Origin of the sequence: Streptomyces sp. HM190, assembly GCF_009857135.1 — a bacterium.
GTDB classification, from domain to species: Bacteria; Actinomycetota; Actinomycetes; order Streptomycetales; family Streptomycetaceae; genus Streptomyces; species Streptomyces heilongjiangensis.
This window is the reverse complement of sequence record NZ_CP047318.1, coordinates 3,816,661-3,839,465: the sequence shown is the minus strand read 5'-3', so window position 1 is coordinate 3,839,465 and position 22,805 is coordinate 3,816,661. Positions and strand designations below refer to the sequence as shown.

The 22,805-nt window shown below is 72.2% G+C and carries 21 protein-coding genes and 1 pseudogene; 12 read left to right on the top strand and 10 right to left on the bottom strand.

The window, feature by feature from the left end; genetic code table 11:
- Nucleotides 1-216 precede the first annotated feature (216 nt).
- Both GSY65_RS16190 and GSY65_RS16185 read left to right on the top strand, forming a co-directional pair.
- The gene (locus GSY65_RS16190; RefSeq protein ID WP_159768983.1) at nt 217-1,134 is read left to right on the top strand and encodes a VOC family protein; all 918 of its coding nucleotides are present in this window, start codon (nt 217-219) and stop codon (nt 1,132-1,134) included.
- Between the two features lie 302 nt (nt 1,135-1,436).
- Nucleotides 1,437-3,779, top strand: a complete 2,343-nt coding sequence (locus GSY65_RS16185; protein ID WP_159768980.1) for an outer membrane protein assembly factor BamB family protein — start codon at nt 1,437-1,439, stop codon at nt 3,777-3,779.
- 236 nt (nt 3,780-4,015) lie between these two features.
- Here the strand turns inward: GSY65_RS16185 and GSY65_RS34320 are convergent, their stop codons facing one another.
- Both GSY65_RS34320 and GSY65_RS16180 read right to left on the bottom strand, forming a co-directional pair.
- A complete protein-coding gene (locus GSY65_RS34320) occupies nt 4,016-4,141 on the bottom strand; it encodes a hypothetical protein (protein WP_268978205.1) in 126 nt (41 codons plus the stop codon).
- Nucleotides 4,142-4,364: 223 nt separating this feature from the next.
- Complete coding sequence (locus GSY65_RS16180; RefSeq protein ID WP_159768977.1) at nt 4,365-4,814, bottom strand: ATP-binding protein; 450 nt, start codon at nt 4,812-4,814, stop codon at nt 4,365-4,367.
- A gap of 21 nt (nt 4,815-4,835) precedes the next feature.
- On the opposite strand from GSY65_RS16180, the gene GSY65_RS16175 reads away from it, so the two are divergent.
- The 3 genes and pseudogenes from GSY65_RS16175 to GSY65_RS16165 all read left to right on the top strand — a co-directional run.
- Nucleotides 4,836-5,717 (top strand): helix-turn-helix domain-containing protein, encoded by an 882-nt coding sequence (locus tag GSY65_RS16175; protein WP_159768974.1) that lies wholly within the window; start codon nt 4,836-4,838, stop codon nt 5,715-5,717.
- A complete protein-coding gene (locus GSY65_RS16170; RefSeq protein WP_159768971.1) occupies nt 5,702-5,896 on the top strand; it encodes a DUF397 domain-containing protein in 195 nt (64 codons plus the stop codon). Before GSY65_RS16175 ends, GSY65_RS16170 begins: the two co-directional genes overlap by 16 nt.
- A gap of 115 nt (nt 5,897-6,011) precedes the next feature.
- Nucleotides 6,012-6,176: pseudogene (locus GSY65_RS16165) on the top strand (DUF397 domain-containing protein); the annotation flags it as partial.
- 48 nt (nt 6,177-6,224) lie between these two features.
- On the opposite strand, the gene GSY65_RS16160 reads toward GSY65_RS16165, so the two are convergent.
- Complete coding sequence (locus GSY65_RS16160) at nt 6,225-6,905, bottom strand: DUF6304 family protein (RefSeq protein WP_159768968.1); 681 nt, start codon at nt 6,903-6,905, stop codon at nt 6,225-6,227.
- 174 nt (nt 6,906-7,079) lie between these two features.
- Here GSY65_RS16160 and GSY65_RS16155 point away from each other — a divergent pair, with 174 nt between their 5' ends.
- Nucleotides 7,080-7,589 (top strand): hypothetical protein, encoded by a 510-nt coding sequence (locus tag GSY65_RS16155; RefSeq protein ID WP_159768963.1) that lies wholly within the window; start codon nt 7,080-7,082, stop codon nt 7,587-7,589.
- Between the two features lie 46 nt (nt 7,590-7,635).
- Here the strand turns inward: GSY65_RS16155 and GSY65_RS16150 are convergent, their stop codons facing one another.
- Genes GSY65_RS16150 through GSY65_RS16140 form a run of 3 tightly spaced genes read right to left on the bottom strand, consistent with a single transcriptional unit; the run spans nt 7,636 to nt 10,012 of the window.
- Entirely contained in the window at nt 7,636-8,415 is a 780-nt protein-coding gene (locus GSY65_RS16150; protein ID WP_159768960.1) for an enoyl-CoA hydratase/isomerase family protein, read from the bottom strand.
- Nucleotides 8,412-8,828 carry a Zn-ribbon domain-containing OB-fold protein gene (locus tag GSY65_RS16145; RefSeq protein WP_159768957.1) on the bottom strand — a complete coding sequence of 139 codons (417 nt, stop codon included), beginning with the start codon at nt 8,826-8,828 and terminating at the stop codon, nt 8,412-8,414. The genes GSY65_RS16150 and GSY65_RS16145 overlap by 4 nt, the downstream gene beginning before the upstream one ends.
- Nucleotides 8,829-8,863: 35 nt before the next feature.
- Nucleotides 8,864-10,012, bottom strand: coding sequence for a lipid-transfer protein (locus GSY65_RS16140; RefSeq protein ID WP_159776040.1), 1,149 nt, complete (start codon nt 10,010-10,012; stop codon nt 8,864-8,866).
- 231 nt (nt 10,013-10,243) lie between these two features.
- On the opposite strand from GSY65_RS16140, the gene GSY65_RS16135 reads away from it, so the two are divergent.
- The gene (locus tag GSY65_RS16135; RefSeq protein ID WP_201452801.1) at nt 10,244-11,872 is read left to right on the top strand and encodes a FadD3 family acyl-CoA ligase; all 1,629 of its coding nucleotides are present in this window, start codon (nt 10,244-10,246) and stop codon (nt 11,870-11,872) included.
- A gap of 144 nt (nt 11,873-12,016) precedes the next feature.
- Here GSY65_RS16135 and GSY65_RS16130 read toward each other — a convergent pair whose 3' ends face one another.
- Nucleotides 12,017-12,250, bottom strand: coding sequence for a hypothetical protein (locus GSY65_RS16130; RefSeq protein ID WP_201452556.1), 234 nt, complete (start codon nt 12,248-12,250; stop codon nt 12,017-12,019).
- 208 nt (nt 12,251-12,458) lie between these two features.
- Nucleotides 12,459-15,515, bottom strand: coding sequence for a BTAD domain-containing putative transcriptional regulator (locus GSY65_RS16125; protein WP_159768951.1), 3,057 nt, complete (start codon nt 15,513-15,515; stop codon nt 12,459-12,461).
- A 197-nt stretch (nt 15,516-15,712) separates the two neighbouring features.
- Between GSY65_RS16125 and GSY65_RS16120 the strand changes: the two genes are divergently transcribed.
- From GSY65_RS16120 to GSY65_RS16110, 3 genes are all read left to right on the top strand, one after another.
- A complete protein-coding gene (locus tag GSY65_RS16120; protein ID WP_159768948.1) occupies nt 15,713-16,963 on the top strand; it encodes an amidohydrolase family protein in 1,251 nt (416 codons plus the stop codon).
- Nucleotides 16,964-17,040: 77 nt separating this feature from the next.
- Entirely contained in the window at nt 17,041-17,943 is a 903-nt protein-coding gene (locus GSY65_RS16115) for an LLM class F420-dependent oxidoreductase (protein WP_159776036.1), read from the top strand.
- Nucleotides 17,944-18,058: 115 nt separating this feature from the next.
- The gene (locus GSY65_RS16110; RefSeq protein WP_236579818.1) at nt 18,059-18,769 is read left to right on the top strand and encodes a response regulator transcription factor; all 711 of its coding nucleotides are present in this window, start codon (nt 18,059-18,061) and stop codon (nt 18,767-18,769) included.
- 145 nt (nt 18,770-18,914) lie between these two features.
- Here GSY65_RS16110 and GSY65_RS16105 read toward each other — a convergent pair whose 3' ends face one another.
- Together GSY65_RS16105 and GSY65_RS16100 are read right to left on the bottom strand one after the other, a co-directional pair.
- Complete coding sequence (locus tag GSY65_RS16105; protein WP_159768942.1) at nt 18,915-19,706, bottom strand: hypothetical protein; 792 nt, start codon at nt 19,704-19,706, stop codon at nt 18,915-18,917.
- A 133-nt stretch (nt 19,707-19,839) separates the two neighbouring features.
- The gene (locus GSY65_RS16100; RefSeq protein WP_201452555.1) at nt 19,840-20,586 is read right to left on the bottom strand and encodes a hypothetical protein; all 747 of its coding nucleotides are present in this window, start codon (nt 20,584-20,586) and stop codon (nt 19,840-19,842) included.
- A 192-nt stretch (nt 20,587-20,778) separates the two neighbouring features.
- On the opposite strand from GSY65_RS16100, the gene GSY65_RS16095 reads away from it, so the two are divergent.
- Entirely contained in the window at nt 20,779-21,534 is a 756-nt protein-coding gene (locus tag GSY65_RS16095) for an SDR family NAD(P)-dependent oxidoreductase (RefSeq protein ID WP_159768939.1), read from the top strand.
- Nucleotides 21,535-21,669: 135 nt separating this feature from the next.
- Nucleotides 21,670-22,788 (top strand): LLM class flavin-dependent oxidoreductase, encoded by a 1,119-nt coding sequence (locus GSY65_RS16090; protein ID WP_159768936.1) that lies wholly within the window; start codon nt 21,670-21,672, stop codon nt 22,786-22,788.
- The last annotated feature ends 17 nt before the right edge of the window (nt 22,789-22,805 follow it).

Genomic DNA, 22,805 nt, shown 5'->3' with positions numbered 1-22,805 from the left:
GGAGGAGAAACGGAGCGGACGGAAAAGGGCAGGCACGGAGGGGAACAGGCGGGCACTGAGGGGAACAGGCGGGCACGGAGGGGAACAGGCGGGCACTGAGGGGAACAGGCGGGCACGCCGCGGTGCGGCCCCGCACGGCCGGACACCCGCACGGCCGGACACCCGCACGCACCCGCTCCGCGCGCGGGCGGCGGGGAGCGCCGTTAGCTTGGCGGTATGTACCCCGAGGGCGTTCCGTGCTGGATCGATGTGCAGCTTCCCGACGTGGAGGCCGGGAAGCGTTTCTACGGCGGGCTCTTCGGGTGGACGTTCAAGGTCGCCCCCGGCGACGGGGCGCACGAGGTGTGGGCGTACCTCCCCGCCGCGTCCGGCACCCCCGCCGGAGCAGCCCCGGACGTTCCCTCCGGCGCTTCCCCCGGGACCCCCTCCGAAGCCCCCTCCGGCGCTTCCCCGGACGTCCCCCTCGCCCCCGTCGCCGCCCTCGTGCCCAAGCCGGACGGGCGGATGCCGACCGTGTGGACGCCGCACTTCGCGACGCCGGACGCGGTGGCGCTCGCCGCGCGGATCACGGCGGCCGGCGGGCAGATGATCACGACGCCGACCCCGGTCGGGGACCTGGGGACCGCGGCGCTGGCCACGGACCCGGAGGGGGCCGTGTTCGCGCTGTGGCAGGCGGGCACGCACCCGGGGTTCGGGCGGCGGCACGACCCGGGGACCTTCGCCTGGGCGGAGTTGTACACGCGGGACACCAAGGCGGCCAACGCCTTCTACGCGCACCTCTTCCACGAGGCGCTGTTCGGGCCCGACGCCGACCCCGACTTCGGGCGGGCCGCCGTCACCGAGGTGTTCCCCGCCGAGATGCCGCCGCACTTCCTCGTCCACTTCGGCACGGAGGACTGCGCGGCGGCCCTGGGCGCGGTCACCCGGCTCGGGGGGCGGGTCCAGGTGCCGCCGTTCGACACCTCGTACGGAAATGTGGCGGTCGTCACGGACAATCAAGGCGCGTCGTTCGCGCTGCTCCAGCGGAGGGCCCCGGAGGGCCGGCGGGAGGCGCCGCAGGAGGCCGGCCAGGAGCGGCAGCTCCCTGACGATCTGCTGCTGCAGGGGGACGAAGGGCGCGAAGACGAAGGCTGAACGGCTCTTGCGCCAGCGTCGTACGGGTAGACATTCCGAAGTGCCCTGGAGGCCGGCGAGGGGGGGTGCGCCGGTGGTACGCGGTCGGTCGCGGTGTTCCGTCATGCGGGCTCCCGCTTCCCGCAGGGCGGACGGCATGGTTTTGTCCTGAGACACCCCGTTCCGCCCCCGGGTTCGCAACCTGCCCCCGGTACAGGAAGAATCGGGGTGCGTGCCGCCATGGCGGTGCGGTGGTGAGACGCTGCACGGGGTCGCGCACACAACGTGGGTGACGCGGGCCGTACGGGGAGGTGGCAGGGCAAGTGGATCAGCTGACGCAGCACGATCCGCGGCGGATCGGGCCGTTCGAGGTGCTGGGACGGCTGGGTGCCGGCGGCATGGGGCTGGTCTATCTGGCGCGCTCGGCGTCGGGTCGGCGCGTGGCGATCAAGACCGTGCGGACGGAACTCGCGGAGGACCAGCTCTTCCGGGTGCGGTTCACGCGCGAGGTCGAGGCCGCCCGCGCGGTGTCCGGCTTCTACACGGCCGCCGTGGTCGACGCCGACCCGCGGGCCGCCGTGCCGTGGCTGGCGACCGCCTACGTCCCCGCGCCCTCGCTGGAAGAGATAGTGAACGACTGCGGGCCGCTGCCGGTCCAGGCCGTCCGCTGGCTCGCAGCGGGTGTCGCCGAGGCCCTCCAGTCGATCCACGGCGCCGGTCTCGTCCACCGCGACCTCAAGCCGTCGAACGTCCTCGTCGTCGAGGACGGGCCCCGCGTGATCGACTTCGGTATCGCCTCCGGTGTCTCGAACACCCGTTTGACGATGACGAACGTGGCGGTCGGTACGCCCGCGTACATGTCCCCCGAGCAGGCGAAGGACTCGCGCAGCGTCACCGGCGCCAGCGACGTCTTCTCGCTCGGGTCGATGCTCGTCTTCGCGGCCACCGGGCACGCGCCCTTCCACGGCGCGAACCCCGTCGAGACCGTCTTCATGCTGCTGCGCGAGGGCCCCGACCTGTCCGGGCTCCCGGACGAACTGCGGCCCCTCATCGAGTCCTGCATGCAGATGGACCCGACCGCCCGGCCCAACCCGGCCGACCTCCAGGCGCAGCTCGCCCCCCATCTCTTCGGCTCCGGGTCCGACGACAGCGGTACGGCGTCGGCGTGGCTGCCCGAGAAGGCCGTCGGCCTCATCGAATCCCGTCGCGGCGGGCGCCCGGCCCCCAAGCAGGGCCAGCCCGCCGGCGGCCCCCGCAGCGGCCGGACCACCGCCCCGGCCCCCGTGCCGCCCCCGCCCTCGTACGACCCCGCGCCCGTCCCGGTCGGCGCCCCCGACACCGGGCCGGTACGGCTCGCCGGCGGACAGGTGCCCATCGGGCCCGGTCCGCGGGTCGCCGACGCCCGCGCGGCCGCCGTGAAGGCGCCCCCGCCCGAGGCGGGCCTCGCCGCGTCCTGGTCACGCCCCCGCGCCGGGGTGAACGGCGCCGATCCGGCGCCCGCCGCGGCCGCCCACCCCGTGCCCGAGCAGGCCGCCTCCGGCTGGCGCCCCTGGCGTTTCCGCATGTCGAACGACGTGTGGGGCACCCCGTCCGTCGCCGGTGACCTGGTCTACGTCACCTCCTTCGAGGTGCACGCCCTGGACGTGGCCACCGGACGGCGCCGCTTCAAGACCCGTGACGTCGCCTGGTCGATGGCGGTCGCGGACGGCCGTATCCACGCCTCCGACGGCCCCACGCTCTTCGCGCTCGACGCACGGGAGGGCGCCGACCTGTGGCGGCTGTCCACCGACGCCTGGGTGTACTCGCTGAAGGCCGACCGGGGCACCGTCGTCACCGCCACCCGCGGCGGCGGCGTGCAGGGCTGGGAGGCGTCCAACGGGCACAAGCTCTGGGAGATCACCGGCGCCCAGACCGACTTCGAGTCCCCCGAGGCCGGACCGCTCGTCCACGACGGCACGGTGTACGTCTGGAAGGACGCCCGGCTGCGCGCCCTGGAGGCCCGCACGGGTGAGGAGCGCTGGTCGTACCCCATCGGTGACGCGGCGTCCTGCGGCGGCGTCCCCGTCCGGCTGACCCCGGCGGCGGACGGCTACGTGTACGTCTCCGCGGGCAGCCGGGTCCTCGCCATCGACGTGGCCGGCGGTCACGTCCGCTGGCACTTCGAGGCGCCGGCGGTGTTCCTGTCCGCGCCCACGTTCGCGCCGGGCCCGGCGGTCACGGGCGGCGGCGTCTACCTCGCCGACTACCTCGGCACGGTCTACGCCCTCGACGCCACCGACGGCCGCGACCGCTGGCGCATCGCGACGGAGTCCCGTTCCTCGCTGGAGCCGGTCCTCGTCGCCGCCGGGCACGTCCACGTCGGCAGCGGCAAGGGGCTCTACACCCTCGACGCGGTCACGGGCACCCCGAAGTGGCGCTTCCAGGCGGGCGGCGAGATCGTCGGCGCCCCGTCGGTGGCGGAGGGCCGCATCCACTTCGGCTCCACCGACCACCTCCTCTACACGCTGAAGGCCGACGACGGCCGCCTGCGCTGGAAGCTCGCGACGGGCGGGGAGATCACCGGTTCGCCGGTGGTCAAGGACGGCGTCGTGTACGCGTGCAGCAAGGACCGCTGCGTGTACGCGCTGGACGCGGAGAAGGGGACGGGGACGGCCCGCACGAGCTGAGTGCGGGGCGCCGGGCGCCGGGCGCCTGGTGGGTCGGGGTGCGGGTGGTCCGGCGGCTGCGGGTGCGTGGTGGTTGTGCGCGCCCACGCGGCGACAGCCGCATGTGTCACTGCCCCGCGCCCCTCACAAGCAGGGGCCGCGCCCCTTGCTTCCCGGACCGCGCCCCCGTCTCACCGCCAGGGGCGCGCGGCCTTCACGGCCTCGCGGTGCCGGTCGCCCAACAGCTCCGAGCGGTATCAGTGACGTGCCGGGACGCGGCAGCCGTCGTCGCAGACGAGGACGTGGTCCAGCCACGCGTGGAACGCCGCCCTGACCGGGTCCTGCTGCCCGGGTCCCGCCCCCTGCCCCTCGTTCATGCCCATCTCGGCCGCTCCTCCCTCAAGTAGGCCGCGACGTACGGCCGTACGATGTCCCGCTCGGCGTGCACCGGATACTCGTCGTTCGTCCTCATGTACGGACGTGACAGCTCCCAGCACGGTTCGCGCGGCAGCGGCGGCAACCACCGGCCGTGCGCGGCGCGATGCCGTTCACAGCGCGCGGCCCAGCGGCGCCACCGGGCGCGTTCCGGGCTGAGCGGTGGCACGGTCACGTGTCGCACCCGGACTCCCTCGGCACGAGGAAGTAGGCCCACACCGACTTCGTGAACGGCCGGGCCTCGCATCCCCACCGCTCCGCGAGCGCGGCCACGAGCACGAGACCGAGTCCGCCGCCGTCGTCGTCCGGACCGCGTTCGCCTTCCGCGCGCGGCGCCGGAAGCCGAGCCCGGTCCGGGTCGGCCACCTCAACGAGCAGGCCGCAGCCCCGGATCGAGAGGGTCACCTCGATCTCGGCGAGGGGCACCTGGCAGTGCCGGACGGCGTTGGCGACGAGTTCCGTGGCCACGGTGGCGATGTCGTCGGCGAGTTCACCGCCGACCGCCCAGTCCTTGAGGATCCGCCGCACCTCGGCACGGGCCTCGGGAACGTGCCGTCTGCGCTTGGGGGTACGGAAGGAGTCACGGCGCGGGTGGGCGGGACGTGGCGCGAGTGCGGGCATGACGAAGAGATAGGGGAAGCAATGCCCGCAGGGGGACGGCCGACCGTGCGCAGTAGGCGACTTGGTGCCGCGCTCAAGAGGTACCGGCAGGCCGCCAAGCTCGATCAGCCGCAGGCGGCGGACCTGCTCGGGGTGCACCAGACGCGGATCAGCCGTATCGAGAGCGGCCATGTGAACGCGCGCATCGTCGAGATCAGGGTGCTGCTGAGTGCGTACGGCGTCGACGACCCCGAAGTCTTCGCCAAGCTGGAGGACTTGGCGAAGAGGTCCAAGCATCGTGGCTGGTGGCTCGAACATGCGGAGCACTTGCGGCCGGACTATCTCGACTACATCGCCCTGGAGGACGACGCGACGTACATCCGGGAGTGGCAGCCCATTGTGGTGCCGGGGCTTCTGCAGACTCCCGCTTATGTTCGAGCCGTTATCGCAGCGACGCCTCACTACGTCGCTCCCGAACGTATCGCTCAGTTGGTGAAGGTGAGGGAGGCGCGGCAGGCGAAGATCGAGGAGGGTGGGGCGATGTATACCGCCATCCTCTGGGAGGCGGTCGTCAGGCACCCGCTGATCAGCGCCGAGGTCCACCGTGAGCAGTTGGCCGCGATCCTTGAGGTCGGTAAGCGGCGGAACGTCACCGTGCAGATCCTGCCGTTCAGCGCGGGGCCGGTGGTGGGCGTGACCTCCGCCTTCCAGTCCTTCAGCTTCGAATCCGAGCCGACTGTCGAAGCGGTCGCTCTGGAGAACTTGCGGGGCATGTCGGTCCTTGAGGCCCCCGAAGACCTCGCGGCTTACGCCAACGCATACGACGAACTACGATCGGCAGCACTGGCGCCGGACGTCAGTGCGCGGCTTATCCGGAGCGCAGTCCGAAGTAGCGAGGAAGACGCATCGTGCCCGAGGTCATAGGCTCGTTCTGGAAGTCGTCGTACTCGGTCAATGAAACCCAGTGCGTCGAAGTCGCTCCACTCTCCACCGGCGGCCGAGCCGTTCGCGACAGCAAGGATCCCAGCGGCCCCCTCCTTCACCTCACCCCTGACGGCTGGCGTGCTTTCCTCGACTGGGCCAAGGGCGGCGCGTTCGGGTAGTGGAAACGTCCGGTGGGCACGCCGGACGCCAGGGCGGGACTCATCCGAGCGCCCGCCGAAGCATCAAGGGAGACGCATCGTGACCTAGGTCGTAAGCCCCTTCTGGAAGTCGTCGTACAGCGCAGGCGAGGGCAACTGCGTCGAGGTTGCCTTCACCTCAACCGGCGGCCGAGCCGTCCGCGACAGCAAGACCCCCCGCGGCCCCCTCCTCCACCTCACCCCTGACGGCTGGCGTGCCTTCCTCGACGGGGCCAAGAGCGGAGCGTTCGGCCGGCGCTGAGGCGCGCGGGCGCAAGGGCTCCGTCGCTGTGCGCAGCGCCCCGGTCGGCTAGCCCCGGTATCCGGTGCCGGGTCGGCGTTGCTCGAAGTCAGGGCAGTGGTACGTCTCCTGCACGAAGCCGCTGTTCTTGTCCCAGAGGGCGAACAGGTCCTGCTTGCCGGCGACAGCCCGGTACGCGTCCTTGTTGTCGCGGAAGCAGGCCAACGAGCCGATGAACCCGGAACCTGCGGGGTGGTAGTCGGAGTAGGCGCACGAGACGCAGGCCAAGAGGCGTGTGCCGTCCGGCAGTCGGCGTCGGAGGTCCGCCAGCGCGTCCTCCATCGTGCCCCGGGGAGCGGTGGTGTCCACGACCCCGGACGGCAGGTGCAGGCGCAGCGTCACACCGACGGAGTCGATCGCGTTGTTCGGCGCGGGGTCCCCGAGGGTCAGCCGTGCGGTCAACGGGGCGCTCGTGCGTCCGGTGCCGGCCAGGGAGACCTCGACCGGCATGCGCCACTCGATGGCGCAGGAGCACAGAGCGCCCTCGTGCAGCGCGGGAGGCTCGTTGCTCTCCGCGGGCTCCCCGACCAGTTCGAGACCGTCGACCGACGTGCCCTCGAAGCGGTTGCCCCGCAGGGTCATCGTGAACATCCCGCCGCTGTTGACCAGCGTCGTCTCGAACCGGCCCCAACGATCGGTGACAGCCGCCGGGTAGTGCTGCGGACTCGCGTATATCAGCGCCTCACTCATGCGGGTCAGTATCACGCACCAGCTGCGGCCTCCCGTCCGCAACCGTTCGCCCCCCACCACGCGTCCCCAACCCGTGACCGGATCGCTGCTATCGTGGCGTGCGCATGCCAGCAATGTGCCGGCGTTTCGCCATATCGGCGCTCATTTCGTTACGTTTCAACGGGGGTTGAACACGTGAAGTCCCGTCATGTCCGTGCCATAGCCGTCTTCGGTATCGCCGTCATCGCCCTCACCGGAGCCCGCGGCTCCCACGGCGGCGGCTGCTCGGGCGGCTCGTCCTCGTCCAGCTCCTCCAGCTCCAGCGGCGGCTCCGGCGGTTCCGACAGCAGCTCCTCGACCTCCTCGGGCGGCAGCAGCACCGTGGGCACGGGCGGCTCGTCGGGCTCCCGCAACGGTGCCGCGCGGGACCTGAAGATCGAGACCTGCACCTACGACAACGGCCTCGTCTCCCGCGTCCGCGCCACCAACAGCAGCTCCACCGCCACGTACTCCTACACGTTCGACCTGGAGTTCACGGACGCGAGCGGCAGCGTGCTGCACACCGCCGAGCACAACCTCATCCCCTCGGTGCCGCCGGGCGAGTCCGCCACCGTCGACGTGAAGGCGCCCGCCGGCGCGGTCAAGGACGGTGGCGCGAGCGGCGGCAGCTGCAAGCTGGCCGACCTGGAGCGCTCCTCCTTCTGAGCCGCCGGCCGGGGCTCACCCCGATCCGGCCTCACCCCGCCGGGGCTCACCGCACCCGGAACCCGCCCGGCCGGCGTCCCGCGAACAGCCCGGACTGCCGGTCGGCCGGGAGGTTGCCCAGGGAGATCAGGTGCGGCGCGTACGCGAGGGCGTGCGTCCGGGCCGCCTCCCGGGCCGCCCAGCAGGCCCGCACCGTCCCCTGCACGGCCTCCGTCGGATACCCGGCGACGACCTGCGCGCACCGCACGGCCGCCGCCACCGCCCCGCCCGGTTCCGTCACCTCCGACACCAGCCCCACCTCGTACGCCCGGCGCGCCGACATCCGCTCGGCGGTGCCCATCAGCGCCATGCGGGTCGCCTCCCCGAACGGCATCCGCTGCGCCATGAGGATCGACTCGAAGGCGCTGACCATGCCGTACGTGGTGTGCGGGTCGAAGAACGCGGCCGTGGAGTCCGCGATCACGAAGTCCGCCTCGCCCAGCAGGTAGAACGCGCCCCCGCAGGCCATGCCCGCGACGGCCGCGATCACCGGTTTCCACAGGTCGTTCGCCTTCGGGCCGACGGCGATCAGCGGATCGTCGATCGAGTAGGGGGAGGTGGGCTGGGGCACGCCGGCCGCCGTGTCACGGTCGAGGCCCGTGCAGAAGGCCCGCCCGCCCGCGCCGGTGACGACGACGGCGCGCACGGTGTCGTCGAACCTCATCTCCCGCCACACAGCGCCCAGTCGCTGCGCCATGTCCGCGTCGATCGCGTTGAGCTTCTCCGGCCGGTCCAGGGTCAGCAGCGCGACCCCCGTGTCCTCGTCGGTGGTCAGGCGCACGGTCACGGGCGCTCCAGAACCCACTGGGGCAGGCCCTCCGGGGTGAACACGGCCTGCACGAGCGCCCCGATGCGGATGCGGTCGGGGGGCACGGAGTCCAGACGGGCCCCCGCCTCGCTCACCAGGTTGCCGACGAGCCGGATGCGCGGGGCGTCCGCCGGCTCGACGAGGATCACGTTGTACGGGGCCTGCTCGGCGTAGTCCGGGAGCAGCGGCGGGTGCGGCACCACGTACGACCAGATGCGGCCCCGCCCGCTCAGGGGCCGCCACAGGCTGTCGAAGGACCGGCAGTGCGGGCAGCAGGGGCGGGGCGGGAAGCGCGGCTCGCCGCAGTCGGCGCAGGCCTGGACCCGCAGTTCGCCCCGGGCGGCGTACTCCCAGAAAGGGGCGCCGTCGACGTCCACGACCGGTGTCAGCATGCCCTCGACTCCCTCGTCCGTCCTTCTCCGCACGCTCAGTTCCGCAGCAGCAGCGCCGAGGTCGGTACGCCCTCGCCCGCCGTCACCAGGCAGGTCGCGGCGCCGGGCACCTGGGCGGTGCTCGTGCCGCGCAACTGCCGTACGCCCTCGGTGATCAGGTTGAAACCGTGCACGTACGCCTCGCTGAGGCCGCCCCCGGAGGTGTTGAGGGGCAGCCGGCCGCCGGTCTCCAGGGCGCCGCCCTCCGTGAAGGCGCCGCCCTCGCCGCGGGCGCAGAAGCCGTAGCCCTCCAGGGAGAGCGGGATGAGGGCGGTGAACGCGTCGTAGATCTGCGCGACGTCGATGTCGTCCGGGGTGAGGTCCGCGTGCTTCCACAGATGCCGGGCGGCGGTCCAGGCGGGGCCGGTCAGCGGGTCGTCGTTCCAGTAGTTGACCATGCCGTGGTGCTGGGCCGGCAGGCCCTGGGCGGCGGAGTGCACGTAGACGGGGGTCCGGCGGCAGTCCCGCGCGCGCTCGGCCGAGACGACGACGCAGGCCAGCGCGCCGTCCGTCTCCAGGCAGTTGTCGAACAGGCACAGGGGCTCGCTGATCCACCGTGAGGTCATGTACATCTCGCGGGTGAGCGGGCGGTCGTGCATGATCGCGGCCGGGTTCTGGTTGGCCCGGTTCCGGCAGGCCAGGGCGACGTTGAAGAGATGGTCGCGGGTGGTGCCGTACTCGTGCATGTGGCGGCGGGCCAGCATGGCGATCTCGTCGGCGGGCCGCAGCAGCCCGAAGGGCCTCGTCCACTGGGCGGGGGTGGGCAGTTGGACCGTGGTGTTCTTCCACGGGCGGGGGCCGGAGCCACGTTTGCGGGACCGCCAGGCGACGCCGACCGTGGCCTGGCCGGAGACGATCGCGGCGGCCAGGTGCGCGACCGTGGCGCACGAACCGCCGCCGCCGTAGCCGACCTTGCTGAAGAAGGTGAGGTCCCCGAGGCCGAGCGCCTTGGCCACCTCCACCTCGTCCGTCTCCTCCATCGTGTACGAGGCGAGCGCGTCGACCTCGTCCGGCGCGATCCCGGCGTCGTCGAGCGCCGCGAGGATCGCCCGGCACGCCAACGTCCGCTCTGTCTCCGGGAGTTGTCTGGCGAAGGAGGTCTGGCCGATGCCGACGATCGCTGTCGCGTCCTTGAGCACGGCCATGGGAGCCATGGGCACACCTCCGCACCGGGGCGTCGCTCGCTGCTGACAGTCCGTCAGCGTACAGCTAATCTGACGGTCAGTCAGCTAGTGGTTTTCCAGGACGTCGGTCCGTGGGGTTCGGGGACGTCGACTCGTGGGTTTCGGGGACGGAGGCCGACTGTGCGCGGTGACGGGGATGGACGCGGCGACGCGGAGGTACACGGTGACCCGGACGCGGAGGCACGCGGTGACCTGGAGTGGGGGACCGTTCCGGGGCTGGTCCGTGCCGCCGCCGAGCGGTACGGCGCGACCGAGGCGGTCGTCGAGGGGCGGACACGCGTGTCGTACGCCGAACTCGGCGCACGCGTCGAACGGGCGGCGGCCGCGTGCGTCGCGGCCGGTGTACGGGCCGGTGACCGGGTCGGCGTCTGGGCGCCCAACTCGCTGGACTGGATCACCGCCGCGCTCGGCGCCGTCAGCGCGGGGGCGGTGCTCGTCCCGCTCAACACCCGCTTCAAGGGCGCCGAGGCCGCGGACGTGCTCGCCCGCAGCCGGACCAGGCTCCTCTTCGTCACCGGCACCTTCCTCGGCACCTCCTACGTGGCGTCGCTGCGGCGGGCGGCCGGGCAGGGCGTGCTGCGGCGGACGGCGGGCCCGGCGGTGGTGGGCGGCGGGCCGCTGCCCGGTCTCCCGCACCTGGAACAGGTCGTCGTCCTCGCCGACGACGCCCCCGCCGACTTCCGCACCTGGAAGGACTTCCTCGCGGGCGGCGACGGCGTCCCGGCGGCGACGGTACGGGCGCGGGCGGCGGCACTGGACGGCGACTCACCGTCCGACATCGTCTTCACCTCCGGCACGACCGGCCGCCCCAAGGGCGCCGTCATCACCCACGCCCAGAGCCTGCGCGCCTACGAGGTGTGGTGCCGGCTCGCCGGGCTCCGCCGGGGCGACCGCTACCTGATCGTCAACCCGTTCTTCCACACCTTCGGCTACAAGGCCGGTGTGCTCGCCTGCCTGATGCGGGGCGCGACGATGATCCCGCAGCCCGTGTTCAACGTGAGGACGGCCATGGCCAACGTGGCCGCCGAACGCGTCTCGGTCCTGCCGGGCCCGCCGACCCTGCACCAGTCGCTCCTGGACCACCCCGACCGCGGCGACTACGACCTGTCCGCCCTGCGCCTGGTCGTCACCGGCGCGGCGGTGGTGCCGCTGCGGCTCGTCGAACGACTGCGCACGGAGCTGCGCGTGGAGACCGTCCTCACCGCGTACGGGCTGTCCGAGGCCAGCGGCATCGTCACCATGTGCCGCCGCGGCGACGAGCCCTCGGTGATCGCCTCGACGTCCGGGCGGGCCGTCCCCGGCACCGAGGTACGGGTCGCGGACCCCGCGGGCGCCCCGCTGCCGCCCGGCATCCCCGGCGAGGTCCTGGTCCGCGGGTTCAACGTCATGCGCGGCTACTTCGAGGACCCCGGCGAGACCGCCCGCGCCGTCACGGCCGACGGCTGGCTGCGCACCGGCGACGTCGGCGTCCTCGACGACGCGGGCAACCTCCGCATCACCGACCGGATCAAGGACATGTTCATCGTGGGCGGCTTCAACGCCTACCCCGCCGAGATCGAGCAGCTCCTCGGCCTCCACCCGGACGTCGCCGACGTCGCCGTCGTCGGCGTCCCCGACGCCCGCCTCGGCGAGGTCGGCAAGGCGTTCGTGGTCCGGCGCCCCGGCTCCCTCGTCACCGCCGACGACCTCATCGCCTGGGCCCGCCGCGAGATGGCCAACTACAAGGTCCCGAGGACGGTCGACTTCGTCGGCGAACTGCCGCGCAACGCGGGCGGCAAGGTGGTCAAGGGCGAACTCCGGGCACGGAGCCGGACCCGGTGATCCCCCTGTCCGCCCGGCCCCCGGCCCCGGGCGGACAGCGGCCCCCCGACCGCCGCCCGCCCCGGACGTCCGCCCCCGCACACGACTCGGCCGCGGTGGCTCCCCCTCCGCGCCACCGCGGCCGATCCCCGTCGGGATGGAGGTCTACTTGCCGCCGCCCAGGTTCAGGGCGGGCGGGGCCGGCGCGTGGTTGTCGAGCGTGGTGATCGTGTCGTCGACCGGCGGCGCGGGCGCGTGGTTGTCCTGCGGGACGACCGGGCCGTCCTTCGGCGGGGCCGGCGCGTGGTTGTCGAGCGTGGTGATCGTGTCGTCGGCGGGCGGGACCGGCGCGTGGTTGTCCAGCGCGGCGTTCTCCGGGTTTCTCTTCTTGTCGCTCATGCTGACGAACTCTCCCCTGGTTCGAGTGACGGCTGTACGGGCCCCGGTCCGGCGACTCCCCCGAAGGGTCGCCGGACCGGCGCCCAGCGGCCCTCACTCGGGATCGTGAGGACCGAGACCCGCCTGCCCCCCGACGCGACGGATCACTGCGCTGAGCATGTCAGGCGCGCATAAACAATCGATGAACGCCCCCCGCCCGCGCGGGACCTCAGGCCGCGGGTGCCGGCGAGAGCAGCGCCCTCACCTCGGCCGCCTCCGGGGCGCCTACCTGCTCGTACAGGGCCAGGGCCTCCCGCCAGCAGGCGCGGGCGCGGTCCGCCTGGCCGAGGGCGTCGAGCGACAGCCCCAGCGCCGTCAGGACGTTGGCCCGCATCCGGTCGCCGCCGATGCAGCCGATCGCCAGGGCCTGTTCGGCGTGCTGGGCCGCCCTCGCCGGGCGGCTCCCCGCCAGATGGGCCCGGGCGATACGGAAGTGCGTCGTCCCCTCCCACAGGCGCTGCCGGTTCGCCCGGAACATCTGCAGGGCCTCGCCGAGTTCGTCCAGCGCCTCGGCGGTGCGCTCCGCCTCCGTGAGCGCGAGCCCCAGGGCGTAGCGCGCGTTCGCCAGCCGCAGCGTCAGGCCCACGCGGTCGTACAGGTGGATGCCCTGCTGGGCGAGGGTGATGGCGCGGCCGGTGCGGCCCATGGCCAGGTGGACCCGGGAGAGGTTGCACAGCGCGCTCGCCTCCAGCGGCTGGTTGCCCGCCGCCCGCGACCCCTCGATGGCCGCGAGGAGGTAGTCCTCGGCGTCGGCGTTGCGGCCCTGGATGAGCGCGATGATCCCCCGGTCGTTGCTCGCCCAGTACAGGGCGGTGGGGTCCCCGACCTGCTCGGCCAGGTGCACGGCCCGGCGCGCCTCGTCCTCCGCGTCGTCGTAGCGCCCCGCCACCAGGTGCACGTTGATCAGCGTCGTCCGGGCCCGGCCCTCCGTACGGGGGTCGCCGGCGGCCCGGGAGGCGTCCCTGGCGGCCAGCGCGGCCGACTCGTACTGCTTGGAGTTGGCGCCCGACTCCCCGAGGTCCTTCGCGGCCCACAGCAGATCCACGCCCCGGCGCAGCCGGTCGGTGGCGAAGGACTGGCGGGCGCAGGCCAGCAGGCAGTTGGCCTCCGAGTACAGCCAGTCGAGGGCCTCCTGCCGGCCGCTGAAGCGCAGCCCCGGGTACTCGGTCGGCTCCAGGTCGTCCGCCAGCCGGTCCCCGGGCCGCTCGATCGCGTACACCTCCGCCGCCGTCGCCAGGTAGAAGTCCAGCAGCCGGGACATGGCCGCGTCCCGCTCACCGGGCGGCTGCTCGTCCCGCTCGGCGCACGCACGCGCGTAGAGCCGGACCAGGTCGTGGAAGCGGTAGCGGCCCGGAGCGGCGGACTCCAGCAGGGAGGTGTCGACGAGGACCTCCAGCAGGTCCTCGGTGTCCTCCGGGGAGAGGTCGAGGACGGCTGCCGCGGCGGCGAGCGAGATGTCCGGGCCGTCGGCCAGGCCCAGCAGCCGGAAGGCGCGGGCCTGCGCCGTCTCCAGCTGGCCGTAGCCCAGTTCGAAGGTGGCCTTCACGGCCAGGTCGCCGGCCTGGAGCTCGTCCAGCCGCCGCCGTTCGTCGGCGAGCTTCGCCGCGAGGACGGACACCGTCCAGGTGCGGCGGGCGGCGAGACGGGACGCGGCGATGCGGAGGGCGAGCGGCAGGAAACCGCAGGCGGCGACCACGTCGAGGGCGGCCTTCCGCTCGGCGGCGACCCGCTCCTCGCCGACGATCCGGGTGAACAGCTGCAGCGCCTCGTCCGGCGACATGACGTCGAGGTCGACGAGGTGCGCCCCGGCCAGGTCGACCATGCGGACCCGGGCGGTCACCAGGGCCGCGCAGCCCGCCGTGCCGGGCAGCAGGGGCCGCACCTGGGCGGCGTCACGGGCGTTGTCGAGGAGGACCAGGACCCGGCGGCCGTCCAGCACGGACCGGTAGAGCGCGGACCGCTCCTCCAGCGAGTCGGGGATCGCCGCGTCGGCGGTGCCGAGGGCCCGCAGGAAGGAGCCGAGGACGGTCTCCGGGTCGGCGGGCCGGGCGCCGGCGCCCTGGAGGTCGACGTACAGCTGACCGTCCGGGAAGGCCGGGCGTGCCTGGTGGGCGACGTGCACGGCGAGGGTGGTCTTGCCGACGCCGCCGATGCCCGCGAGCGCGGAGACCGCCATGACCTGGCCCTCGGCGGCGGACGCCGCGGACAGCACCGCGCTCAGCTCCGACACGAAGGAGGACCGGCCCGTGAAGTCCGGCACGGTCGCCGGGAGTTGGGCGGGGCGCACCACGCCGGCGGCCGCTTCGGCGGCGAGCGGGGCGGAGGGCTCGGCGAGGGTCGGGTCGGCCCGCAGGATCCGCTGCTGGAGTTCGCGCAGGCCGGGGCGCGGGTCCACGCCGAGCTCGTCGGCGAGCAGGCGGCGGGTGTCGGCGTACACGGCGAGCGCCTCGGCCTGCCGGCCGCTGCGGTACAGGGCCAGCATCAGCAGTTCCCGCAGCCGCTCCCGCAGGGGGTGCGCGGCGGTCAGGGCGGTCAGCTCGGACACGGCCTCGGCGTGGCAGCCCTGCTCCAGGTCCATGTCGAGCCGGGACTCGACGAGTTGGAGCCGCCACTCGTCGAGACGGGCCCGCTGGGTCTCCGCGTACGGGCCGGGCACGCTGGCCAGGACCTCGCCGTCCCACAGGCCGAGCGCCTTGTTCAGCAGCTGACGGGCCTGCAGCAGGTCCCCGGAGCTCTTGGCCTTCTCCGCGTCGGCGGCGAGGTCCTGGGCGACGGCGAGGTCGAGCGCGCCGCCCGCCAGGGAGCGGATCGCGTAGCCGCCGGACTCGCTGACCAGGACATCGGGGGAGAGGGCCTTGCGCAGCCGGGACGCGTAGGTCCGTACGGCGGCCAGCGCCTGGGAGGGCGGGTCGTCGCCCCACAGCGCGTCGATCAGTTCGCTCGCGGTGGCGGTGCGGCCCTCACGGAGCAGCAGCGCCGCCAGCAGGGCGCGCTGCTGCGGCGAGCCGGTGGCCAGGGGCTCGGTGCCGCGCCAGGCGCGGACGGGTCCGAGCACGCTGAACCGGAGCCCCGCGGCGGTCCCGGCCCCCGGCGCCGGGGCGGCGGCACCCTCCGCGTCCGGATCCGCCGGTCCGGGCGCCGGCAGCGGAATCCGCACGTCCCCGGAACCCCGCTGTTCCGGCACCCGCGGCTCACCAGCCTCCGGCACTCGCGACTCACCGCCCATCGACGCCCCCCAAGGCCCTCTGATATCCAGGCCAGTTTGCCTTGTTCACGGCAGATACGTCAGCCGTGCGAGACCCCGATCACAGGGAGCCGTGCGGGATGTCACCAGGTCCACACAACCTCTCCTCGACTCCCCGGGGGCGCGGATGACCGACACGAGAGCTGACGATCCGTCAGATCAGCGCTACCGTGACGCACATGGAGACCATGGAGAGCGAGACGGTATTCCCGAAGATCATCTCCGTCGACGACCACACGGTGGAGCCCCCCAACGTCTGGCAGGACCGGCTCCCGAAGAAGTACCGGGACATCGGCCCCCGCGTCGTGCGCGCGCCGCTGAAGGAGATGACCTTCCTCGGCGGCCGCTTCCGGCCCGTCATGGGCGCCCCCGGGGACGACGGCCCGCTCGGCGACTGGTGGGTGTACGAGGACCTGCACCGCCCCCTGACCCGCCTCGACACCGCCGTCGGCTGCTCCAGGGACGAGATCAAGCTGGAGATCATCACCTTCGAGCAGATGCGCCCCGGCTCGTACGACGTGGAGCAGCGCCTCGCCGACATGGACGTCAACCACGTCCAGTCCGCCGTCTGCTTCCCGACCTTCCCGCGCTTCTGCGGCCAGACCTTCACCGAGGCCGCCGACCACGAGCTGGGACTGCTGGGCGTGAAGGCGTACAACGACTGGATGGTGGAGGAGTGGTGCGGGCCGAAGGCACGGGGCCGGCTCGTCCCGCTCACCCTCATCCCCCTGTGGGACGCCGAACTCGCCGCCGCCGAGGTCCGCCGCAACGCCGCGCGCGGGGTGCGGGCCGTCGCGTTCTCCGAGATACCGCCCTATCTGGGCCTGCCCTCCGTGCACACCGACGACTGGGACCCCTTCCTCGCCGCCTGCGACGAGACGGGCACGGTCATCGCGATGCACATCGGCTCCAGCAGCCGGATGCCGTCCACCTCCGCCGACGCGCCGCCCGCCGTCGGCTCCACCATCACCTTCGCCAACTGCTGCTTCTCGATGGTCGACTGGCTGATGAGCGGCAAGTTCGAGCAGTTCCCGAACCTCAGGGTCATGTACGCCGAGGGCCAGATCGGGTGGATCCCATACATCCTGGAGCGCGCGGACGTGGTGTGGGAGGAGAACCGCGGCTGGGGCGGGGTGGCCGACAAGGTCCACCGGCCGCCGTCCGAGCTGTTCGCCGAGCATGTCTTCGGCTGCTTCTTCGACGACGCGTTCGGACTGCGCAACCTCGACGCCATCGGGGTGGGCAACGTCCTGTACGAGACGGACTACCCGCACTCCGACTCCACCTGGCCCAAGTCGCGCGAGGTCGGCGAGGCCCAGATGGGACACCTCGCCCCCGACGTCGTCGAGCGGATCGTCCGCCGCAACGCCATCGAACTGCTGGGCCTGACCGACGACGGGCTCTGGCCGGGGCCGGGAAGCACGACGTGACCGGGGAGCACGACGTGACCGGGGAGCACGACGTGACCGGCATCGGCACCGGCGCGTCCGCGTCCCTCCGCTTCGGGATGCAGCTCCCGGTCCAGTCGCAGAGCACTCTCTACGCCGAGCCCTGGGAGGCGGACGCCGGGGCCGAGGACCTGGTCGACATCGCGCGGGCCGCCGACCGGGCCGGGTTCGCCTACCTCGCGGTCTGCGACCACGTGGCCGTCCCGCGCCGCCTCGCGCCCGCGATGAGCACGGTCTGGTACGACCCGGTCGCCACGCTCGCCTTCCTCGCCGCCGTCACCGAACGGGTCCGGCTGCTCAGCCATGTCGCGGTGGTCGGACTGCGGCACCCGCTCGTCACGGCCAAGCAGTACGCCACCCTCGACCACCTCTCCGGGGGCCGGCTGGTGCTCGGCGTGGGCGCCGGGCACGTGCGGGAGGAGTTCGAGGCCCTGGGGGTGGACTTCGAGCGGCGGGGTGCCGTCCTGGACGAGTGCGTGGACGCGCTGCGGGCCGCGCTCGGCCCCGACGAGTTCCCCTCCCACCACGGCAAGCTGTACGACTTCGAGGACCTGGGCCAGCGCCCCCGTCCGGCGCAGGTCCGCGTCCCGCTGTGGGTCGGCGGTTCCTCCCCGGCCGCCGTCCGCCGGGCCGCCGTCCGCGGTGACGGCTGGCTGCCGCAGGGCGACCCGCGCGACCGGCTGCCGGGGCAGATCGCCCGGCTGCGGCGGCTGCGGGAGGAGGCGGGGCTCGCCGGCCCGTTCACGGTCGGCGCGATCACCGAGCCGCTGTACGTCGGGGAGCCGGCGTGGGACGTCGGCCGCCGGACCCTCAGCGGCTCCCCCGAGGCGCTCGCGGAGTCGCTGCGTGCGTACGCGGCGATGGGCGTGGACCAGGTCCAGGTGCGGTTCCGCAGCCGCGGCCGGGCTGAACTGGTCGACCAGATGGGCGAGTTCGGGGAGCGGGTGGCGCCGCTGCTGTGACCGGCCGCCGGGGGGAACCTGTCTGACAGCCAGACCATCTCTAATTGAAACTTCGAACAACTGCCGCCCGCGTCACGTATGTACGTACGTCATGGCTTCGGCGGAAGGACACGAAGTGCGATCCCCCCGGCGCGTCCTCACTCCCCAGCACGTCGGCACCACTGTTTCCGTCTCCCCGGCCCGATCGCGTGGGCTGACCGTCGCGCTCGCCTGCGCCGAGGGCGAGTGGCCGCACACCGACTGGCCCGCGCCCGGCGATCCCCACATCGCGCGCGCGATGCCGATGGCCCCGCCCTACCGGGGCCTGCGCGCGTCCGGCGCGGACGCCGTGGTCCTGCGCTGCGCGGACCCGCCCGACGCGTTCGCCGAGCTGCTGAAGGCCATGGGCGGCATGAGCGCTCCGGTGATCGTCATGACACCCCGCAGGGACACTGCGTCGGTCGTCGAGGTGTTCCGGGGCGGGACCGGCTACCTGATCGAGGGCGACTACTGCCCCTGCATGCTCTCCTCCGCCGTCCTGGCCGCGACGGTCGGCCACACCTACCTCTCGCCCCTGGCGTGCGCCGCCCTCCGGGACGCCGTCCAGCAGATGCCGGACGGCGGGGAGGCGGTGGAGCGGCTGCGGTCGCTGCTCTCGCGCCGCGAGCGGCAGATCATGGAACTCCTCTGCACCGGCCTCGGCGCCCAGGAGATCGGCTTGCGGCTGCGACTGAGCGAGAAGACCGTCCGCAACAACCTCAGCAACATCTACGCCAAGCTCGATGTCCGAGGCGGCACAGAGGCGGTCCTCAGATGGCTGGGAGCCACCCCCTCGGTCCGCGCGTGACCGCCCCCCTTCGCACATGAGAACGAGCCTCCGGTGTTGTCACGGAGGCTCGTCGGCACGAAGCCGACCGGTGGCCGCTTTCACGCCGGCCGGCTTTCCATCATCCTTCTTTTCGGATTCCGACGCGGCTCTCGTCCCTCACCCGCTACTGAAAGGACACTTCTGACAGCGGGATCTCGACATCGGTCACGTTCTCGCCGCCCTCACCGAATCCGGGTTCGGCGCGGGCACTGTTCTCACTGCTGAGGATTCCGTTGGCCTGAGGAGATTCGCATTTCACGTTGCGCAGCCACAGCCGGCCGTCCGGAGTCCCGCTCGGCAGCAGCTGCGGGTAGAAGACGTGCACCGTGGCCGCGCCCTCGCCGGGGGAGAAGAAGACCTTCTGGCCGTTCTGCTCCTCCTTGTACGTGGCTTTCAGGAAGCCGCTCACGTCGGTGCGCTTGTGGGACCACATGAAGAAGGCGATGTGGTCCGGCTGCACGGTGTCGCTCCGGGTGAAGGAGAACGAGGACGTGGTGTCGTCACGCTTGATGTTGATCTCCTGCGTGGCGAACTTCACCCCGATCTCGAAGAACGAACTCCCGAGCTTCGTGCTCCCGTCCACGCTGAAGCCGTCCTCCAACTGGACGACGCGGGTCACGGAGGCCGTTCCGCTGAAGGACTTGGTCGCCGCGGTGGTGCTCCCGCAGTTGTCGCTCACGCTGGTGACCCGTTCGTTGGGGCCGAGGCTGTCCCTCTTGAACTGGACGTCGACGAACTCGCAGTTCTCCAGCTTGTCCGAGTCCGTACGGCAGTCCGTGGCCACCTCGTCCGGGGTGGCCGCACCGGCGCTGTACATCAGCGGGACGGCCATGCCGAGAGCGGCGACCGGAGCCAGCGCGAGGGTGATGCGCTTCTTCTTGCCGCGGTGGCTGCCGCGGCGTCCGGTGTTCGTCATACGTGTCTCCTGCAAGGGTGATCGAGGGGAACGGGCTGGTGGGGAGGTGCTGCGGGGAGAGCGGGGGCACCGTCCGGTGAGGTGGATCCCATGGGGGGAGTCCTCGGGGCGGTGGTGGGCCGGCCGGCGTCGGTCAGCAGTCCTCCAGGACGACCTTGGAGGTGCCGTCCACGAGTCCGGGCGTGCCCGCCGCACTCGCCAGGATCACCGGGCCCTCGACCACTTCCGGCGCTACGAGGTTCTGCTCGGGTGTGGGGTTCGTGGCGAAGCCGCCCGGGGTGGCGTCGACGCGCACCCGCCATTCGCCGGTCATGCGCTGCATCTTCGGCGTGAAGGTGATGTGCATGACCTTTCCGACGGGCACCTCCCGCGCCTCGGACTCGCTGGCGGTGGCCGATTCGATGGTCATGTCGAGCGTGCCCCGGTGCTTCACCCAGGAGCCGCTGAGAGCGCCGAAGAGACCACCGAGGGCGCCCTGCTGGGTGACGGTGTACTTGCCCTGGCCCTGGCCGACGCTCTTCGAGAACTCGGTCGTCACCTTCGCCGGAGCGGTCGCGTTCGGCTCGCAGTTCGGGAAGTCGACCGTCACCTTCTCCGTGGGGCCGTCGAAGACCTCGAAGCCCGTCTCGACGAAGTCGCAGTTGTCGGAGGCGAAGCCGGGGCCGGCCACCGGGTGGCCGCCGAAGTCGAAGATGTCCTGTTGCTTGCCGTTGAGCACCTTGGCCCGCTCACACATCGTCATGATCTGCTCGGGCGTCTTCTCCTCGGCCGCGTTGGCCGACGGCAGAAGAACCGTGACGGCGGCGGCACCGGTCACGAGTGAGGCACCGACGGCCAGATACCGAACTTTCTTGTTCCTGAAGTGCCTCTTGGCTGCCATTGCCTGTCCTCCTTGGGGCTGGCTTTACCTTCCGATGGAGGATTATTGGGCTCCGCAAAGACTCCCGACAGAGTCAAATATCCCTACTGGCCGGTCACTTGGGTCGCATATGCAATCGGTCTGTGCTTACCTGACGAACCGTCAGTTCAGCGGTACGCTGACCGCGGCCAACGCCGCGCGAAGGGAGTCCACATGGGCAAGCTCGACGGACGTGTCGTCCTCGTCACAGGAGCCGCACGGGGGCAGGGGGAGCAGGAGGCCCGGCTGTTCCGGGCGGAGGGGGCCCGGGTCGTCGTCGCCGACGTCCTCGACGACCGGGGCGAGGCCCTCGCCAAGGAGATCGGCGCCCTCTACGTCCACCTCGACGTGGGCCGCGAGGAGGACTGGACGGCAGCCGTGGCCGCCGCCAAGGACGCGTACGGCCGGGTCGACGGACTCGTCAACAATGCCGGAGTCCTGCGCTTCAACGCCCTCGTCGACACCTCCCTCGACGAGTTCATGCAGGTCGTACGGGTCAACCAGGTCGGCGTCTTTCTCGGGATCAAGGCCCTCGCCCCCGAGATCGAGGCGGCCGGGGGTGGCACCGTCGTCAACACCGCGTCCTACACGGGTCTGACCGGCATGGAGTACGTGGGCGCCTACGCCGCGACCAAGCACGCCATCGTCGGCCTGACCCGGGTCGCCGCGCTGGAACTGGCCCGCAAGGGCATCCGGGTCAACGCGGTCTGCCCCGGCGCCGTCGACACCGCGATGACCGATCCGGGCGAGGGGGTGTCCGCCGAGACCGTCGACAAGCTCTACCGCAAGCGGGTACCGCTCGGGCGGATCGGGAAGCCCGAGGAGGTGGCCCGCCTGGCGCTGTTCCTGTCCTGCGACGACTCGTCGTACATCACCGGCCAGCCCTTCGTGGTCGACGGCGGCTGGCTCGCGGGGGTCAGCCTCCTGTGAACCGTTTCTGACGGCCCATCAGCTATTGACGCTCCACGGGGCCGGTGGAACAGTCGGCCGTATCAAAATCTGACGATGCGTCAGACAGGGCTGGGCCGCCGGCGCGGCCACGGGCTGTGGGGACGGTGAACCTCCGTGGAATTCGGGCTCTTTGTACAGGGGTACGTGGGCAAGCGGGCCGAGACCGACCCGCTCGCGGAGCACAAGGCACTGATGGAGGAGACCGAGTACGTCATCCAGGCGGACCAGTCCGGCTTCAAGTACGCCTGGGCCTCCGAGCACCACTTCCTGGAGGAGTACTCGCACCTCTCCGCCAACGACGTCTTCCTCGGCTACCTCGCGCACGCCACCGAGCGCATCCACCTCGGCTCCGGGATCTTCAACCCGCTCGCCCAGGTCAACCACCCGGTGAAGGTGGCCGAGAAGGTCGCCATGCTCGACCACCTCTCCGAGGGCCGCTTCGAGTTCGGCAGCGGCCGCGGCGCCGGATCCCACGAGATCCTCGGGTTCATCCCCGGTGTCACCGACATGAACTTCACCAAGGAGATCTGGGAAGAGACCATCGCCGAGTTCCCCAAGATGTGGCTCCAGGACGAGTACGCCGGCTTCCAGGGGAAACACTGGTCGCTGCCGCCGCGCAAGGTCCTGCCCAAGCCGTACGGGAAGTCCCACCCCGCGATGTGGTACGCCGCCGGGTCGCCGCAGTCGTACGCCATGGCCGCGCGCAAGGGACTCGGTGTGCTCGGCTTCAGCGTGCAGAAGGTCTCCGACATGGAGTGGGTGCTGGAGCAGTACAAGACCGCCGTCGTCGACGCCGAGCCCGTCGGTGACTTCGTCAACGACAACGTCATGGTGACCACCACGGCGATCTGCGCGCCGACCCACGAGGAGGCCGTACGGATCGCCGTCGAGGGCGGCCTGCACTACCTGCCGTCGCTGGTGTTCCGCTACCACGACACGTTCCCCCGCCCCGAGGGATTCCCGGTGTGGCCCGAGACGCTGCCGCCGTACGACGAGGAGTTCATCGAGCTGCTCATCGCCGAGGAACTGCTGATCTGCGGCGACCCGGACGAGGTGCTCACCCAGTGCAAGCGGTGGGAGCAGGCCGGCGCCGACCAGCTGAGCTTCGGACTGCCGGTGGGCGTGCCCAAGGAGGAGACCCTCCAGACCATCCGGCTCGTCGGCGAGCACGTCATCCCGAAGATCGACACGGACCCGGTGCACCGGACGTCACGGTTCCGGGCGGCCGGGTGAGGCCGCCCCCGGCACCA

What these genes read in the sequence shown, in the direction of transcription:
- GSY65_RS16095 (WP_159768939.1), top strand. Translation starts at nt 20,779, where the DNA reads ATGGGCAAGCTCGACGGACGTGTCGTCCTCGTCACAGGAGCCGCACGG.
- GSY65_RS34320 (WP_268978205.1), bottom strand. Translation starts at nt 4,141, where the DNA reads ATGGGCATGAACGAGGGGCAGGGGGCGGGACCCGGGCAGCAGGACCCG.
- GSY65_RS16145 (WP_159768957.1), bottom strand. Translation starts at nt 8,828, where the DNA reads ATGCTGACACCGGTCGTGGACGTCGACGGCGCCCCTTTCTGGGAGTAC.
- GSY65_RS16100 (WP_201452555.1), bottom strand. Translation starts at nt 20,586, where the DNA reads ATGGCAGCCAAGAGGCACTTCAGGAACAAGAAAGTTCGGTATCTGGCC.
- GSY65_RS16190 (WP_159768983.1), top strand. Translation starts at nt 217, where the DNA reads ATGTACCCCGAGGGCGTTCCGTGCTGGATCGATGTGCAGCTTCCCGAC.
- GSY65_RS16125 (WP_159768951.1), bottom strand. Translation starts at nt 15,515, where the DNA reads ATGGGCGGTGAGTCGCGAGTGCCGGAGGCTGGTGAGCCGCGGGTGCCG.
- GSY65_RS16140 (WP_159776040.1), bottom strand. Translation starts at nt 10,012, where the DNA reads ATGGCCGTGCTCAAGGACGCGACAGCGATCGTCGGCATCGGCCAGACC.
- GSY65_RS16160 (WP_159768968.1), bottom strand. Translation starts at nt 6,905, where the DNA reads ATGAGTGAGGCGCTGATATACGCGAGTCCGCAGCACTACCCGGCGGCT.
- GSY65_RS16130 (WP_201452556.1), bottom strand. Translation starts at nt 12,250, where the DNA reads ATGAGCGACAAGAAGAGAAACCCGGAGAACGCCGCGCTGGACAACCAC.
- GSY65_RS16175 (WP_159768974.1), top strand. Translation starts at nt 4,836, where the DNA reads ATGCCCGCAGGGGGACGGCCGACCGTGCGCAGTAGGCGACTTGGTGCC.
- GSY65_RS16120 (WP_159768948.1), top strand. Translation starts at nt 15,713, where the DNA reads ATGGAGACCATGGAGAGCGAGACGGTATTCCCGAAGATCATCTCCGTC.
- GSY65_RS16180 (WP_159768977.1), bottom strand. Translation starts at nt 4,814, where the DNA reads ATGCCCGCACTCGCGCCACGTCCCGCCCACCCGCGCCGTGACTCCTTC.
- GSY65_RS16115 (WP_159776036.1), top strand. Translation starts at nt 17,041, where the DNA reads ATGCAGCTCCCGGTCCAGTCGCAGAGCACTCTCTACGCCGAGCCCTGG.
- GSY65_RS16105 (WP_159768942.1), bottom strand. Translation starts at nt 19,706, where the DNA reads ATGACGAACACCGGACGCCGCGGCAGCCACCGCGGCAAGAAGAAGCGC.